16 protein-coding genes are annotated in these 14,571 nt (G+C 67.3%); 15 read left to right on the top strand and 1 reads right to left on the bottom strand.

Features of this window, described 5'->3' with window-relative positions; all coding sequences use genetic code 11:
* The first annotated feature begins 78 nt into the window (after positions 1–78).
* Entirely contained in the window at positions 79–879 is an 801-nt protein-coding gene (locus tag ABWO84_RS00895) for an FRG domain-containing protein (protein WP_353111560.1), read from the top strand.
* Entirely contained in the window at positions 879–1,979 is a 1,101-nt protein-coding gene (locus ABWO84_RS00890; RefSeq protein ID WP_353111558.1) for a GmrSD restriction endonuclease domain-containing protein, read from the top strand. The genes ABWO84_RS00895 and ABWO84_RS00890 overlap by 1 nt, the downstream gene beginning before the upstream one ends.
* A 150-nt stretch (positions 1,980–2,129) precedes the next feature.
* Here ABWO84_RS00890 and ABWO84_RS00885 read toward each other — a convergent pair whose 3' ends face one another.
* Complete coding sequence (locus ABWO84_RS00885) at positions 2,130–2,627, bottom strand: hypothetical protein (RefSeq protein ID WP_353111556.1); 498 nt, start codon at positions 2,625–2,627, stop codon at positions 2,130–2,132.
* A 409-nt stretch (positions 2,628–3,036) separates the two neighbouring features.
* Here ABWO84_RS00885 and ABWO84_RS00880 point away from each other — a divergent pair, with 409 nt between their 5' ends.
* From ABWO84_RS00880 to ABWO84_RS00820, 13 genes are all read left to right on the top strand, one after another.
* On the top strand, positions 3,037–3,378 hold the full coding sequence (locus tag ABWO84_RS00880; RefSeq protein WP_353111554.1) for a nucleotidyltransferase family protein: 342 nt from the start codon (positions 3,037–3,039) through the stop codon (positions 3,376–3,378).
* A 188-nt stretch (positions 3,379–3,566) separates the two neighbouring features.
* Entirely contained in the window at positions 3,567–3,869 is a 303-nt protein-coding gene (locus tag ABWO84_RS00875) for a nucleotide pyrophosphohydrolase (RefSeq protein WP_353112280.1), read from the top strand.
* A complete protein-coding gene (locus ABWO84_RS00870) occupies positions 3,856–5,607 on the top strand; it encodes a DNA/RNA helicase domain-containing protein (protein ID WP_353111552.1) in 1,752 nt (583 codons plus the stop codon). The genes ABWO84_RS00875 and ABWO84_RS00870 overlap by 14 nt, the downstream gene beginning before the upstream one ends.
* A gap of 127 nt (positions 5,608–5,734) precedes the next feature.
* On the top strand, positions 5,735–6,268 hold the full coding sequence (locus ABWO84_RS00865; RefSeq protein ID WP_353111550.1) for a hypothetical protein: 534 nt from the start codon (positions 5,735–5,737) through the stop codon (positions 6,266–6,268).
* 50 nt (positions 6,269–6,318) lie between these two features.
* Positions 6,319–6,852: an ArsR/SmtB family transcription factor gene (locus tag ABWO84_RS00860; protein ID WP_353111548.1), complete on the top strand. Its 534-nt coding sequence runs from the start codon at positions 6,319–6,321 to the stop codon at positions 6,850–6,852.
* A 1-nt stretch (position 6,853) separates the two neighbouring features.
* Positions 6,854–7,699, top strand: coding sequence for a M23 family metallopeptidase (locus ABWO84_RS00855; RefSeq protein ID WP_353111546.1), 846 nt, complete (start codon positions 6,854–6,856; stop codon positions 7,697–7,699).
* A gap of 135 nt (positions 7,700–7,834) precedes the next feature.
* Complete coding sequence (locus tag ABWO84_RS00850) at positions 7,835–10,414, top strand: ABC transporter ATP-binding protein/permease (RefSeq protein ID WP_353111544.1); 2,580 nt, start codon at positions 7,835–7,837, stop codon at positions 10,412–10,414.
* Positions 10,411–12,192 carry an ABC transporter ATP-binding protein gene (locus ABWO84_RS00845; RefSeq protein ID WP_353111542.1) on the top strand — a complete coding sequence of 594 codons (1,782 nt, stop codon included), beginning with the start codon at positions 10,411–10,413 and terminating at the stop codon, positions 12,190–12,192. Before ABWO84_RS00850 ends, ABWO84_RS00845 begins: the two co-directional genes overlap by 4 nt.
* Positions 12,193–12,295: 103 nt before the next feature.
* The gene (locus ABWO84_RS00840) at positions 12,296–12,796 is read left to right on the top strand and encodes an Asp23/Gls24 family envelope stress response protein (RefSeq protein WP_353111540.1); all 501 of its coding nucleotides are present in this window, start codon (positions 12,296–12,298) and stop codon (positions 12,794–12,796) included.
* Positions 12,793–12,984, top strand: coding sequence for a DUF2273 domain-containing protein (locus ABWO84_RS00835; RefSeq protein ID WP_353111538.1), 192 nt, complete (start codon positions 12,793–12,795; stop codon positions 12,982–12,984). The genes ABWO84_RS00840 and ABWO84_RS00835 overlap by 4 nt, the downstream gene beginning before the upstream one ends.
* A complete protein-coding gene (locus ABWO84_RS00830) occupies positions 12,981–13,367 on the top strand; it encodes an NTP pyrophosphohydrolase (protein WP_353111536.1) in 387 nt (128 codons plus the stop codon). The genes ABWO84_RS00835 and ABWO84_RS00830 overlap by 4 nt, the downstream gene beginning before the upstream one ends.
* Positions 13,368–13,949, top strand: coding sequence for a DNA/RNA endonuclease G (locus tag ABWO84_RS00825; RefSeq protein ID WP_353111534.1), 582 nt, complete (start codon positions 13,368–13,370; stop codon positions 13,947–13,949).
* Entirely contained in the window at positions 13,946–14,563 is a 618-nt protein-coding gene (locus ABWO84_RS00820) for a hypothetical protein (RefSeq protein ID WP_353111532.1), read from the top strand. The genes ABWO84_RS00825 and ABWO84_RS00820 overlap by 4 nt, the downstream gene beginning before the upstream one ends.
* The last annotated feature ends 8 nt before the right edge of the window (positions 14,564–14,571 follow it).

Here is a 14,571-nt window from a genome sequence, read left to right as displayed (position 1 = left end):
CCGAAGCGGACGAGGCTGATCGAACTGATCTCCGGCGGAAGTCCGACCGCTGGCCCGTCTCACATATAGATTGTTCTCATGACTGTGGATGCGGTGCCTGTAGAGGACGTTCCAGCTCTGATCAACGCGGTCCTGCCGCTCAACCCGGTCAAGGAACTCTGGTTCAGGGGCCAAGGGTGTCACGAGCGAAACTTGGTGCCCTCACTCTGGCGAGCGGTCGCCAAAGTAAGCGGCGGCATAGAGAACGTAGAGTCGCAGTCCGTACTAGAGACGGAGCGTCGGCTCCTCACGAGGTTCAGACAGCGGAGTCTTCCGTTCTGGCCCTCGGGTTATCCCATGACTGATTGGGAGCACCTCTTTTCGATGCAGCACTTTGGGTTGCCAACTCGCTTGCTGGATTGGACAGTGAGCCTCTTGGTCGCGGCCTACTTTGCGCTCGATCACGATCGCACGAAGTGTGAGTGCGGCGGGGGCTGTCTGCCGACGGTGTGGGCGCTGGACCCGCGGGCCTTCAACGCGAGCAACCCGAGGATGGACGGCCTGGCTGCCGGTATCCTCGCGACTAGTGATGAGCTAATCAAGCCGTGGACTCCGAACATCGAACTCAATCAGTTCGCGCCGTCGTCCATTGCGATCTACGGGACCCACAACAACGAACGGATTGCTGCACAGTTTGGCGAGTTCACGGTCGCTGGGCGAAACGTGGTGCCCCTCGATCTGGCAATTGATGACCCGGCGGGGATTATGTGGAAGTTCACGTTGTCCGGCGACCGTGAGGTATTGCAGCGCCAGTTATCGCTGATTGGCATCCGGCAAGCGAGCGTCTTCCCCGGGCTCGCCGCGCTCGCTTGTGACATCGCCGAAGAGGAGATTTACTGATGACCACTCTCGAAGAGCAAATTCAGGCCGGTCGGCACGAGATCTCAGCCGACACGATAAGCATGTCAATTAGCGAGCTAACGAGTCTCTTCCGTGAGGGGACACTCATTATTCGCCCCGAGTTTCAGCGACTCTTCAGGTGGAATCCCGATCAGAAGAGTCGACTAGTCGAGAGTCTCCTGCTGGGGATACCGCTACCTTCGCTTTTTGTTTCGCAGGACGAGGACGGGCGCTGGGAGCTGGTTGATGGTCTACAACGCGTGAGCACGTTGTTGGAGCTCCAGGGGCTTCTCCTGGCTGGCGATGGCACTAAGCGTCCCGAGTTGATTCTGCGTGAGACGCGTTACCTTCCGAACTTGGATGGCAAGTCCTGGAGTGGCAGGGATGCCCTAAGTGAGGCCCAAAAGCGGGATCTTCGCTTGTCTCGCCTTGACATTCGAGTGATCAAACGTAGTTCTGATTCGTCCGCGAAGTTCGATCTTTTCCAGCGATTGAATAGCTTCGGCTCGACCCTCACGCCGCAAGAGATTCGCACTGCCCTCATCGCCGGGGTCAGCTCGAACGCTCTGCAGTGGCTGCACGGGTTGACTCGCCACCCGAGCTTCGTCGAAGGGCTTGCGCTGAGCGAGAGGCAGATCGAAGAGCAGTACGACATCGAATTGTTGTTGCGCTTTTTGATGCTCCACAATAGGAAGCTTGAGGGCAAGAGAGGCGGTCTGGGGGACTTCCCCTCAAAGCTCGACGCCTGGTCGCTGAGCTTCGCTGAAAATTTCACAACGGGTGATAGCGCGCTCGAAAGCGTCTTTAAGGCCAGCTTCGATTTCCTTGCGGAACATGGATCTGACCGCGTGTTCCGAAAATGGGACCAGGTCAATCGTGATTTCCGAGGCGGATTCTCGAACACATCGTTCGAAGTAATCGCGCTCGGGACAGGGTATCTGGTCGCGAACGGTGAACCGGTCAGGAACGACGTACTGTCCGCAGCGGAAGAACTCTGGCGACAGCTTGGGTCCGTACTTGGAACAGTGACCGGCATGGCGACTGGCGACAGATTCGCTAAGACGATTCCTTTCGGACGGCAGCTGATGGTGGGGCGCTAGCCCTCTGCTCAGAGAGTGGAGCAACAGCTCTCGGAGGACGCCAGCGTCTAGCAGCGCGCCCACGAGGGTGGCCGGAGCGTGTAGAGAGCCCGACTCCGCTACACCGGGACAGTCGGGGCTCTCTACGTGGCGAGCGTGGCGCGTAGTGGCTCAGGGGCGGAGTTGTCGGATGCTTCGATTGCTGATGTTCACGATGTACTCGTCCTCGCCACGCGATTGGTGGAAGTAGGCCAGCATCTGATGAGGCTCGACTGTAGCTGCGAAGAGGAAGAGCGGATAGGGCGTGTAACGGCTGTTGTACTGCTGGAAGAAGATCGCCTTGTCCAGGTCCGGCGACCAGGCGAGACCTGGCGTCCTTCGATCATGCGCGGTCGCCGCACGATAGAGCGTGAGAGGCATCCGAGGCTTCAACGCTTCGCTACGCACTGAGTCGGACAGGAAGCCGACGCGTTCGAATAGCTCGATCCATCGGCGTCGCGGAAGTGCAAGGAGTGGCAGATCTGCCATGGTCCAGGCCTCTTCGATCGCTATCGCTAGGTCGTCGAGATCATCGAGCCGACCATCATCAACCAACTCAGCGAGCAGAGCCGGTGTCTCGTTGCGGCCGAGCATGCGCTCGTACTTCTCGTGCTCCCAAGCCGACTCCATCCAAGCATCGTAACGACCCTCGGAACCCCTCCAAAACCCCTCCGACCGCGCCAGTCCGGCGCAGCCCGCACTGGCCTTCAGTGGGTCTCGTGCTCTCTGGAACCTCCGCGAAATTCCGGGCTGGAACGGGCCATTGCGGGCCAGCGAAGGCCAAGGCGGACCAATCACGAAACTCGCAGGAAGCCCATGCGCTCCCGCTTCTGGTTCAGTTGTTCTTGGTTCGAGTCCAGGTACCCCAGCCATAGAGAAGGCCCGGAAATTCGCGGAAAAGCGGACTTCTGGGCCTCGTCGTTTGGGACAGGAAATCGTGGATCCCTGCGATCAGGCGCAGGTTCAGCGGAGAAGAAGACCTCCATCCTCACCACGTCGCGACGGGGAGTCGCAGTGTGAGGACGCTGCCCGCTTCGGCGTGACGCACTCCGCGGTCGGCTATCCGATCGCATGGGAGCACACCGACGGCGTGCATCCGAGCGAGCCGATCGCGGCGGGTGGGGCGGTGCTGAGGCAGATCGTCGAGGCGCGAGGATTCGCCGATCTCGCCGCCTTCGGATCTGCCGCGCGCGGAGAAGACCACCCCGACTCCGATCTCGACCTCCTCGTGCAGTCGCCGGAGGGCGCCGACGTGTTCGACATGCTGCGATGGCGGGAGGTCCTTGCGGCTGTTCTCGGCAGAGTCCTCGACCTCGTCAGCTATCGCGGACTCGACCCGCGCCTGGATCAAGACGTCCTTCGCGACGAGGTGCCGCCCTGATGGAGCCCCGAGGTGCGTAAGGGCTGCTGTGGCATACAGCCGGTGGCTCTCGATGGCAGCATCCATCGTCATCAAGGGAAAGGAAGCTGAAGCCTCACTGATGCGAAGCAGGCTCTCTGCAGGGCCGCCTCGATGGCCGTGCCAGTGAGGCTCCGACTATTCTGGAACACGTGACCGACGAGACCGCGATGAGCGCGCTGCGCGCCTTCATTGCGGAGCGCGAATGGGCGCAATTCCACTCACCGGAGAACCTCGCGAAGTCGATCGCCATCGAAGCGGGCGAGCTTCTCGAGGAGTTCCAATGGTCACCGGACTTCGACGCCGATCGTGTCCGTCTGGAGCTCGCCGATGTTCTGACCTACTGCTACGAGCTCGCCGATCGATTGGGCGTCGATCCCGAGGCGATCATCCTCGAAAAGCTCGAGATCACCCGGAGCAAGTATCCCGCTGAGACGTCGCGTGGCAGAAGCACAAAGTATGATCAGCTTTGAGATCGAGGAGATCCCCTTCGAGTCCGCGAGCATTCGCGACTATCCGGATCCCACCGGGAAGCTGAGCAACTGGCCCGCCGTCTATGCCATCGACGACGGACGCGATATCTACGTGGGTGAGACCGGAAACGCGCTGCTGCGGATGACGCAGCATCGCCGAGACCCCAAGAAGCGGCATCTCGACGTCGCGCGGATTCTGCTCGACGACACTTTCCACCGCTCCGCCTGCTATGACCTTGAATCACTCCTCATCCAGTGGTTCTACTCCGACGGCGTCTACACCGTCATAAACGCGAACGACGGGCACCGCAACGAGGATTACGCCGGGCGAACTGCTTTCCAGCCGCGATTCCGGGAGATCTTCGATGACCTCCGGAGTCGGGGTCTCTTCCGGCATTCGCTGCGCGAGATCGAGAACAGCGACTTCTTCAAGCTCTCCCCGTTCAAATCCCTCGTACCGGATCAGGAACGGGCGATCTTGGATATCCTCAAGGCTCTCTTCGAAGACATCGAGGCCGAGCTGCCCACGACGATGGTGGTTGCAGGGCAGCCCGGCACGGGGAAGACCGTCGTCGGCATCTCGCTCATCAAGACGCTGCGCGACATCGAAACCTCCCGTGGCATCGACGACGCCGAGCAGGGGAGCCCGATCTCCGACTACTTTGCTCAGGGATACATCGAATTGCTCCAGGACCTGCGGGTGGGCATCGTCGTGCCACAGCAATCGCTCCGCACTTCCATCGCCAAGATCTTCGACCGAGCCCCGGGGCTCGATCGATCGATGGTCCTCACCGCCTATGACGTCGGAAAGGCGACCGAGCCGTACGACGTTCTCGTCGTGGACGAGGCGCACCGCCTCAACCAGCGCGCGAACCAGTCGTCCGGCTCGCTCAACAAGGCGTTCCCCGAGATCAACGAACGACTCTTCGGGAAGGACTCCACCGAGTTCACACAGCTCGACTGGATCCGCGCGCAGAGCACGCACAACATCCTGCTGATGGATGCGGAGCAGAGCGTGCGGCCCGCGGACCTCCCGCCCGAAGTGATCGGCGAGGTCGTCGGAGAGGCGAAGGCCAGCCACCACTTCTTCCCGTTGAAGACCCAGATGCGCGTCAAGGCCGGCGCCGACTACATCGGATTCGTGAGGGACATGCTGGCCGGTCGGAGTCCCGGGCGACCGGATCTTGGCGACTACGAGTTCACGCTGTTCGACGACATCGGCGCGATGGAGAAGCTGATCCGCGAACGCGATCGCGCCGACGGCCTCTCACGTCTCGCCGCCGGGTACGCATGGACGTGGGAATCGGACCCGAAGAAGAAGGGGATGAAACGCATCCCACTCGCGAAGCGTCCTTACGACATCGAGATCGATGGACATCGCTGGCGCTGGAACTCCGCCGAGAAGGACTGGATCAACTCACCTGATGCCCTCGACGAAGTCGGATCGATCCACACCGTCCAGGGATACGACCTCAACTACGCAGGCGTGATCATCGGGCGCGACCTGCGCCTTGATCCGACGACGGGTGAGATCCGAATCGACCGGACCCAGTACCGGGACAAGAAGGGCCTCGAGAACAACCGTCAGCGCGGGATCATCTACACCGACGCCGAAATCGAACGATACGTCAAGAACGTCTATGCCGTGCTCTTGACGCGAGGCATCCGGGGAACCTACGTGTACGTCTGCGACGAGGCTCTGCGAGAGTACCTTCGTGCCTTCATCCCCAGCGTCTGACAGGGCAAACTGAGATCTCATCGTCCCGACGTGGCGAGGGGGTGAGCGGTGTCACTCCGAGTCGAGCGGCGCCCGTCCTCGCTTGCGATGGAACATCGCCGCTCCGAGATGGTGTCAGGCTTGTTGCGTGCCCTCACTGACCGACTTCGCCGACCACGCGGTTCGCTGCCGTGAACAGGGCGGCGGCCTGTGTGCCTTTCTGCGACTGGACAGCGTGAGACGACTTGGTTGGCCGGACGATGTCATCGAGCAGTGGCTCTATGACCATGCGGACAAGGCCTCGTTCGGTGCCGACTACGGACGTGTCGACCTCTCCCAGATCACCTGGGAGGTGGAGGCCCTTCCGATCGATCTCCTCCTGAAGATCCAGACGGGCCCGTCCGATGACGGGGCCATCGAGGGCTACGCCCTCGCCCCGGACCACTGGATCGATCTGCGCCGCCAGGGCGTGCACAGGGGCGTCAGACTCGCATGGGAAGTCCACGGTACCTGGAAGAGATGGCCGATCATCGTGGACACGGGGCTGTTGGGTTCGGCGGAGCCCGGCCTGCAGCTCGTGGAGGGCCGCACGCGCGTCGGTGTCCTCCGAGGCCGCAAGCAGCAAGGGGACTTTGTGGCGGCTCGGCACCTCGCTTGGGTCGGGCGAGGACCAGCTGACTGACCCTCCAACGATCAATAGGTTGCTACTACGTATTAACGTACTATTGATGCATGGACGATCCGGACTGGGTGGAACTGCAGGAGACCGTTCGGGCGCTGGGCGCTCGGATCGACGAGCTGGAACGGCGTGCGGGCGCGCCCGCCGAACCGCGTGCGACGGTCGGGGGAGACGGATTCTGGGGGCTCGAAGGCCTGCGGGCTCGTCTTCCCGAGGACGAGTCGACGGCCGACGGCGCGGTGATGATCGTGGGCTCCCTCACGCTGCCGACCGGTGCGTCCGCGGCCTGGCAGCAGACCGGCGGCACAGCCGGTCTGCTGGAGGACGGCTGGTCGGAGCGCGCCGCGACGATCGCGGCGCTGGGCAGCCCCGTGCGTCTCGAGCTGGTGCGGCGCATCCTCTGCGGCGCCTCGACCACCGCGGAGCTCGCCGAGGGGGAGGACCTGGGCACCACGGGGCAGCTCCATCACCATCTCCGCCAGCTCGTCGCGGCCGGCTGGGTGCGCCACAGCGGGCGCGGGAGATACGAGATCCCCGCGGCGCGGATCGTCCCCCTGCTGGCGCTGGTGCTGGGCGCGGAGCGGTGACGTGAGGCGTATCCTGCTGGCCGTCTATCGTGTCCGCGCGATCCTCTACGCGGTGGGCGCGGTCCTTCTCCTCGTCGGCGTTGTCGCCGGGATTCTCGCCCTGGGGGAGGCGGTGCGGCAGCTCCGCCTCATCGCCATCTTCGCGGGCCTCGGCCTGCTCGCACTCTCGCTCCTCCTCATCCTCCTCGGCGCCCGTGTGATCCCTGACCGGCAGCCCCTGACGGTGTCCACGCCGGTTCGCGGCCGGTGGATGGGGCTGAACAGTCCCGCGTCCGCGGTGCCCAGCCACGGCGTGCGCCTCTACGGCCAGGCCTATGCGATCGACCTGATCCACGCTCCGGAGGGCGAGCCCCGTCCGGAGTTCGGCGGCGGGTCCACGTGGCGTGCCCCCGCTGAGTATCCGGCCTTCGGTCGACCGGTCCTCTCGATGGTCGACGGGATCGTGGTGACGGCGGTCGGTCGGCATCGCGACCACCGCGCACGCTCCGGCGCCCTCTCGCTCGTCTACATGATCGCGGAAGGCGCCGTCCGCGAGATCGGTGGGCCGCAGTTCGTCATCGGCAACCATGTGGTCATCCGAACGGATGACGGCGTGTTCGCCATGGTCGCGCATCTGCGGAAGGGATCCCTCCGCGTCCGCGTCGGCGACGTCGTCCGGGCGGGGGATCCGATCGGCGACTGCGGCAACTCCGGGAACAGCAGCGAGCCGCACGTCCACGCGCAGCTCATGGACCGCCGCTCGCCGCTGACGGGTCAGGGCATCCCGATGGCCTTCGCGGACATCGAGGTCGAAGGGGAGCGGCGGGTGTCGGGCATGCCCGCGAACGGGGAGCATCTGACGGCGTGAACGGCCGGCTCGATGAGCCACGACTCGTTTCCTTGCGGGAGACTTGAGCATTGGTTAGCCTACCCTTAGTCGGGAGCGCGTCGAAGGGCTGACGGAGATCCGCGCTGCGCTGCACGCGGCGGGAGAGGGACGCTGATGGGCAAGAGGGGCTTCACCGGCGCGATGACACGCGCCTACGGTGCGCACGACCACGATGTGACGGTCACGGCCGTGGAGACGATCGCACCACGGTTCCTGCGGATCTGGATGGCCTCGCCGACGCTCCTTCAGGAAGCGGTGACCGGGCCGACCGCCTATCTGCGGTTCTGGTTCCCCGACCCCGAGGGAGGGGAGACCGAGCATCAGCGGGCGTACACGCTCACGCAGGTCGATGCCGAAACCGGAACCTTCGCCGTCGACGTCGTGCTCCACGAGCCGGCAGGCCCGGCATCCGCGTGGGCGGCGAAGGCCGTTGCCGGGACGGTGGTGCAGGCGACCTCGCTCGGCTCATCGCCGTTCGCGCTTCCGGAGGACCTCCCCGCCGGATACCTGCTCATCGGAGACGCCGCATCCATCCCGGCGATCAACGCCGTCCTCGGCACGCTGCCGGACGGGGTCCCCGCGGAGGTCTATCTGGAGGAGCACGACGAGGACGATCGCCTCATCCCGGTCGCCTCCCACCCCCGGGCCTCGGTGCACTGGGTGCCCCGGAGAGGCGAGGGGTCGCTCGCCGCCGCGATCGAGGCCAGGGACTGGTCGGACTGGTACGCGTGGGCTGCGCCAGAGTCGGGGTCTCTGAAGCAGTTGCGCACGCGGTTGCGCGACGAGTTCGGGTTCCCCAAGTCCGAGATCCACGCGCAGGCGTACTGGTACTACGGGCGGGCGTTCGGGAAGAACCGCTCGAAGGCCGCTCCTGAGGAAGAGGCCGTCGCCCTCGCAGCGGCGGCCCCGGAGACGGTCGTCGAGTCCGCGGTCCGGAAGGGGGCGTGGCGATCCCAGGCCGGCGGCCGCCTCCTCGCCCCGCTGCGCCCGACGATGATCGTCGCGGGGATCGCGCAGGCCGTCATCACGATCGTCCAGCTCGTGCCCTTCGTCCTCCTGGTCGAGCTCGCGCGCCTCCTGCTGGGCGGTGCGGCACCCGAGCGGCTGTGGACGGTCGGGATCTGGGCCGTCGTACTCATGGGTGCCGGGGTGCTGCTCTCCTCGGCGCTGATGCTGTGGCTGCACAGCGTGGACGCCCGATTCGCCCGCACGCTCCGATCGGACCTGCTCCGCAAGCTCGCCCGCCTGCCGCTCGGGTGGTTCGACGTGCGCGGCTCCGGGCAGATCAAGCAGCTGGTGCAGGACGACACCCTCTCGCTGCACTACCTCATCACCCACGCGGTCTCGGATGCGGTCGCGGCCGTCGTGGCGCCGATCGCGGTGCTCGCGTATCTGTTCGCGGTGGACTGGCGGGTCGCCGCCGTGCTGCTCGTCCCCGTCCTCGCCTACGTCGTCGGAATGGCGATCATGCTGGTGCAGTCGGGGCCGCGCACGGCCGAGGCGCTGCGCTGGTCGGAGCGGATGAACGTCGAGGCGGGCGCCTACCTCCAGGGGCAGCCCGTGATCCGGGTGTTCGGAGGAGCGGCCGGCTCGGCCTTCCGCGGACGACTGCACGAGTACATCGGCTTCCTCGACCGATGGCAGCGCCCGCTGTCCGGTCAGAAGGCGTTCATCGACCTCGCGACGCGGCCCGCGACGTTCCTGCTCCTCATCTGCGCGATGGGGACCCTGCTCGTCACGACGGGCGGCATGTCCCCGATCGCGCTGCTGCCCTTCCTCCTGCTCGGCACCACCTTCGGCGCACGGCTCCTGGGCATCGGCTACGGGCTCTCCGGTCTCCGCGGGGGCTTCCTCGCGGCGCGGCGTATCCAGATCGCGCTCGACGAACGGGAGCTCGAGGTCTCGGGGGACACGTCCGGCGCCGGCACGGCGCCTACCGGACGCGTGGAGTTCGACGGCGTGGGGTTCTCCTACCACCGCGGGGTTCCGGTGCTGCAGCAGATCGACCTCGTGCTCGAACCGGGCACGGTCACGGCTCTCGTCGGCTCATCGGGATCGGGGAAGTCGACCCTCGCGGCTCTGCTCGCCCGATTCCACGACGTCGGAGAGGGCGCCATCCGGGTCGGCGGAGAGGATCTGCGCGCTCTCGCGCCGTCGGAGCTCTACGCGCGGGTCGGCTTCGTCTTCCAGGACGCCCAGTTGGTGATGGGTACCGTGCGCGAGAACATCGCGCTCGCGGATCCCGACGCCGACGAGGCGGCGATCGTGGCGGCCGCGCAGGCGGCGCAGATCCACGACAGGATCCTGCGGATGCCCGACGGATACGACACCGTCCTCGGCCCGGACGCCGCGCTGTCCGGCGGGGAACGGCAGCGGATCACCATCGCCCGGGCGATCCTCGCGGACACGCCCGTGCTCGTCCTGGACGAGGCGACCGCCTACGCCGATCCCGAGTCGGAGTATCTCGTGCAGCAGGCGCTGAACAGACTCACGGAAGGGCGGACCGTGCTCGTGATCGCCCACCGACTCCACACGATCACCCGGGCGGACAGGATCATCGTGCTCGATCACGGCAGGATCGCCGAGTCCGGTGCGCACGAGCAGCTGCTCGCCCAGGAAGGCCGGTACCGACAGCTCTGGAACGCGGGCGCCTCTCCCGCGTCGCCCGCTCTCGACGCGGAGGGGAACCGATGATCCGCACTCTGCTCGCCCTGCTGCCCGCAGGGGGCGGTCGCCGCATCGGCGGCCATGTCGCGCTGACCGTGCTCGGCGTGCTCCTCCGGGCCGCCGGCGCCGTCGTCCTGGTGCCGCTGGTCGCCGCGCTCTTCGGCGCCGTGCCCGAGGCGGCCTGGCCCTGGGTGGGAGTGCTCGCCCTCGTGACGGCGGCCGGCTGGGCGGTGGACGCGGCGGCGGTGCGTCGGGGATTCGACCTCGGCTTCGGCCTGCTCGAGACGGGTCAGCACGCGGTCGCGGATCGCATCACCCGGATCCGCTCCACGTGGTTCACCGAGGAGAACACGGCGAACACCCGTCAGGCGGTGGCGGCCACCGGGCCCGATCTCGTGGGCCTCGTCATCTACCTGGTCTCCCCGCTCATCGGCGCCGCGCTCCTGCCGATCGCGATCGCCGTCGCCCTGCTGCCGATCGCCTGGCCGCTCGGGCTCGCGGCGCTCGCCGGGGTGCCGGTGCTGCTCGGCGCCTTCTGGCTCGCGGGGCGGCTCAGCCGGAGCGCCGACCGTGCGGCGGCCGATGCCAACAACGCGCTCACCGAGCGGATCGTGGAGTTCGCGCGCACGCAGCAGGCGCTCCGCGCCGCGCGCCGCGTCGACCCGGAGCGCAGCCAGGTCGGTGCCGCACTGGCCGCGCAGCACAGCGCGACGATCCGCCTGCTCCTGCTCCAGCTGCCCGGGCAGATCGTCTTCGGGATCGCCAGCCAGATCGCGCTGATCCTGCTCGCCGGGACGGTCGTGGCCCTCACGATCTCCGGCTCCTTGTCCGCGCCGGAGGCGGTGGCTCTCATCGTGGTGATCGTCCGCTACCTCGAGCCGTTCACCGTGCTCGCCGAGCTGTCCCCGGGGGTCGAGGCGACGATCGGGACGATGCGCCGCATCAGCGAGGTGATCGACGCACCGTCCGACGGGTCCGGGGCCCGGCGGCACGATGTCTCCGCCGTGCCTTCGATCGAGCTGCGTGATGTCGGCTTCCGGTACGGCGATGCGCAGCCGTCGGTGCTGCACGGATTCGACCTCGTACTGGAGCCGGGGACGACGACGGCGATCGTCGGCCCCTCCGGCTCCGGGAAGAGCACCGTGCTCTCGCTCATCGCCGGGCTCCAGCTGCCGACATCCGGACGCCTGCTCATCGATGGAGTCGACGCGGCAGAGCTCGATGAGGAGTCGCGGCGGGGACTCGTGAGCGTGATCTTCCAACACCCGTTCCTCTTCGACGGCAGCATCCGCGAGAACGTCCTCGTGGGCGCGCCGGGAGCCGATGAGGAGGCCGTCGCCCGCGCCGCGGATCTCGCCCGTGTCGACGCGGTCGTGCGTCGGCTCCCCGAGGGATGGGATCAGCGGGTCGGCGAAGCGGGCACGGCGTTGTCCGGCGGAGAGCGCCAGCGGGTGTCGATCGCCCGGGCGCTGCTGAAGCCCGCTCCGGTGCTTCTCGTCGACGAGGCCACCAGCGCGCTGGACACGGAGAACGAGGCGGCGATCACGACTGCGCTCACCCGGGATCCGTTGCCGCGGACGCGCGTCATCGTCGCGCATCGCCTGAGCAGCATCCGTGCCGCGGATCGGGTGGTGTTCCTCGAGGAGGGGCGGATCGTCGAGGACGGCACGGTGGACGGTCTCCTCGCCGACGGCGGCCGTTTCGCCGAGTTCTGGCGCCAGCAGGATGCCGCGACGGGCTGGCGGATCGGCGGGACACGGGCGGCCCGAGTCCGTCTCCCGGAACTCCCTCCTACGGATTTGTGACGTTTCCCCGGCCTGGACCGTCCTATGGACAGAGCGTTCGTTCTTCGCTCGTCGAGATGGCGCAGCCGCCACGGCGCGCCGGTGAATCTGGAGGTTGTTTCTGATGGCTACGGATGAGAAGGACACGATCGCAGGTCAGAGCACGGAGACGAGGGCGCCGAAGGCGTCGGGCTCGTCCTCCCGCGTCGATCGCGGAGATGCGGCGTCGCGCGCTCCGCGGGACGGCGTCGCGCCGGGCCGCACGACGATCGCCGATGGCGTGGTCGCGAAGGTCGCAGGGATCGCCGCCCGCGAGGTGAGCGGGGTCTACGCGCTCGGTGGCGGAGGCGCACGGGCGCTCGGCGCGATCCGAGACGCGGTGAATGCCACCGATCTGACCCAGGGCGTGAAGGTGGAGGTCGGCGAGACGCAGGCGGCCGCCGACATCACGATCGTCGTCGAGTACCCGTCGCCGATCCAGGAGGTCGCCGAGAACGTGCGGTCCGCGGTGGCCGGTGCGATCACGCGCCTCGTGGGGCTCGAGGTCGTCGAGGTCAACGTGGACGTCAACGACGTGCACCTGCCCAGCGACGACGACGCCGACGACGAGTCGCGCGTCTCATGAACACGACGCTCATCGGCGCGGCGATCGGCGCGGTCCTCGGCTTCGCGGCGCTGCTGTTCGGCTTCTGGGGCTTCCTCCTGGTCGCGGTCCTGATGGGCGTGGGCGCTCTCGCCGGACGCGTCGTGTCGGGGCAGCTGGATCTCCGTGCCCTCGCGGGGGTGTTCACAGGACGGCGCGCCTCCTCATGAGCGGCACGCTGGCCGACGTGGCCGTTCCCGCTGACCGCCTCGCCTCCGCACACGCGAGAGGTGCGGTGCGGGTACGGGAACGGGTGATCGACAAGGTGGTGCGAGCCGCTGCGGCCGACGCGATCGGGGTGGCGCGCGACGACATCGACGTGGAGGTCTCCGAGTGGGCGCGCGGGCTCGCCATACGGGTCGCGGGGCCCGCGCCGGTGCCCGACCTCGACGACCGCGAAGCGGTGGAGGCCGCGGAGCCGATGCTCGAGCGGATGGGACGTCTGCAACGCATCCTCGCTGCGGAGCTCGCGCGGCTGACGGGCAGAGAGATCCGCCGGATCTCGGTCACGGTGACCGGGGCGCGGATCCCCGAGCGGAAGAGGGTGATGTAGATGGCCTCCTCGGTGCTGGACCGGGTGACACGTCGTGAGACGCATTCCCCGCGCTCAGCGGCGACCGTGACGGTGCTCGTGCTGGCCGTCGTCGCGATGGCGTATGCCGGGACGGAGATCGTCCTCGAGCTGTCGGGAAGGGCCCCTCTGCTGGTGTCGCCGGCCGGCGCGCTGCGGTGGCTCATCGAAGCGCCGACGTCGACCTGGCATGCGGCCTTCGCCGCGGGCGCGGCGGTCGTCGTCCTGGCAGGAGTGGTGCTGTTGGTCCTCGCCCTGAGCCCCGGTCGGCTGTCGAGGCAGCGGCTGGACCTCGGGCCCCAGGCGGTGATCGCCGACAACGGCGTGATCGCTTCCGCGATCGCGGAGCGGGTGCGCCGCGAGTTCGACCTCTCCCGAGGAGGAGCGGTCGTCGGGGTGGGGCACCGGAGCGCCGACGTCACGGTCCGCCCCGAGCCGGGACAGCACATCGACCCGGCGGGTGTGCGCGCCGTCGCCGAGGCCGAGTTCGCGGCACAGGCGGTTCCAGGGCTGCGCGTGCGAGCACGTGTACAGCGACCGGCCGGCGACGGGAGTCCTCGATGAACGACACCAATCGGATCCTCAACCGCGGCATCCTGCTCGTCGTGGGGATCGTGCTGCTGGTAGGCGGCGCGGCGGCGGTGCTCGCCGTCGCCTGGCCTCCGGCGACGGACGTCTGGACCACGCAGCTGAAGGCGGCGGGGGAGTGGACGGCGGATGTCGTCGCGCGCACGTGGCTCGCGGAGCAGACCACGGTGAGTTGGGCGGCTCTGGCGGCCCTCATCCTCCTCGCGGTGCTCGTGGTGCTCTCGGTGGTCGTCATCGCCCGCCTCGGCCGCGGGAGCAGCGGCTCTCTGATCCGGGAGGAGGGTGGCGAGGATGGGCTGGGGCCGATCACGATCGGACCCGGGTTCGCCTCCGATGCGATCACCCACTCCCTCGGGCGACGGGAGGAGATCCTGTCATCGCGCGTGTCGACGCGGAAGGTGCGAGGGGCGGACGTGTTGCAGGTGAGCGTGACGCCACGGCGGAACACACCGCCGGCAGAGGTCGCCGCGACGGTCACCCGGCTGACCGACAGCCTGGCAGCGCTGACCGGGCGCGAGCTTCCCGTCTACGTGTCGATCCACGCCGGCGTGCGGACGAGACTCGCCGCCGACCAGCCGCGCGTGCGGTGAGCGCTCTC

It is taken from the genome of Microbacterium sp. (assembly GCF_040394595.1).
GTDB lineage: Bacteria > Actinomycetota > Actinomycetes > Actinomycetales > Microbacteriaceae > Microbacterium.
Note: the sequence above shows the minus strand (reverse complement) of the source record. Positions and strands in the feature narration are given on the sequence as shown.

Bases quoted from the DNA above. Each gene is read 5' to 3' on its own strand.
- ABWO84_RS00895 (WP_353111560.1), top strand. From the start codon at position 79: ATGACTGTGGATGCGGTGCCTGTAGAGGACGTTCCAGCTCTGATCAAC.
- ABWO84_RS00890 (WP_353111558.1), top strand. From the start codon at position 879: ATGACCACTCTCGAAGAGCAAATTCAGGCCGGTCGGCACGAGATCTCA.
- ABWO84_RS00885 (WP_353111556.1), bottom strand. From the start codon at position 2,627: ATGGAGTCGGCTTGGGAGCACGAGAAGTACGAGCGCATGCTCGGCCGC.
- ABWO84_RS00875 (WP_353112280.1), top strand. From the start codon at position 3,567: ATGAGCGCGCTGCGCGCCTTCATTGCGGAGCGCGAATGGGCGCAATTC.
- ABWO84_RS00870 (WP_353111552.1), top strand. From the start codon at position 3,856: ATGATCAGCTTTGAGATCGAGGAGATCCCCTTCGAGTCCGCGAGCATT.
- ABWO84_RS00860 (WP_353111548.1), top strand. From the start codon at position 6,319: ATGGACGATCCGGACTGGGTGGAACTGCAGGAGACCGTTCGGGCGCTG.
- ABWO84_RS00850 (WP_353111544.1), top strand. From the start codon at position 7,835: ATGGGCAAGAGGGGCTTCACCGGCGCGATGACACGCGCCTACGGTGCG.
- ABWO84_RS00845 (WP_353111542.1), top strand. From the start codon at position 10,411: ATGATCCGCACTCTGCTCGCCCTGCTGCCCGCAGGGGGCGGTCGCCGC.
- ABWO84_RS00840 (WP_353111540.1), top strand. From the start codon at position 12,296: ATGGCTACGGATGAGAAGGACACGATCGCAGGTCAGAGCACGGAGACG.
- ABWO84_RS00835 (WP_353111538.1), top strand. From the start codon at position 12,793: ATGAACACGACGCTCATCGGCGCGGCGATCGGCGCGGTCCTCGGCTTC.
- ABWO84_RS00830 (WP_353111536.1), top strand. From the start codon at position 12,981: ATGAGCGGCACGCTGGCCGACGTGGCCGTTCCCGCTGACCGCCTCGCC.
- ABWO84_RS00825 (WP_353111534.1), top strand. From the start codon at position 13,368: ATGGCCTCCTCGGTGCTGGACCGGGTGACACGTCGTGAGACGCATTCC.
- ABWO84_RS00820 (WP_353111532.1), top strand. From the start codon at position 13,946: ATGAACGACACCAATCGGATCCTCAACCGCGGCATCCTGCTCGTCGTG.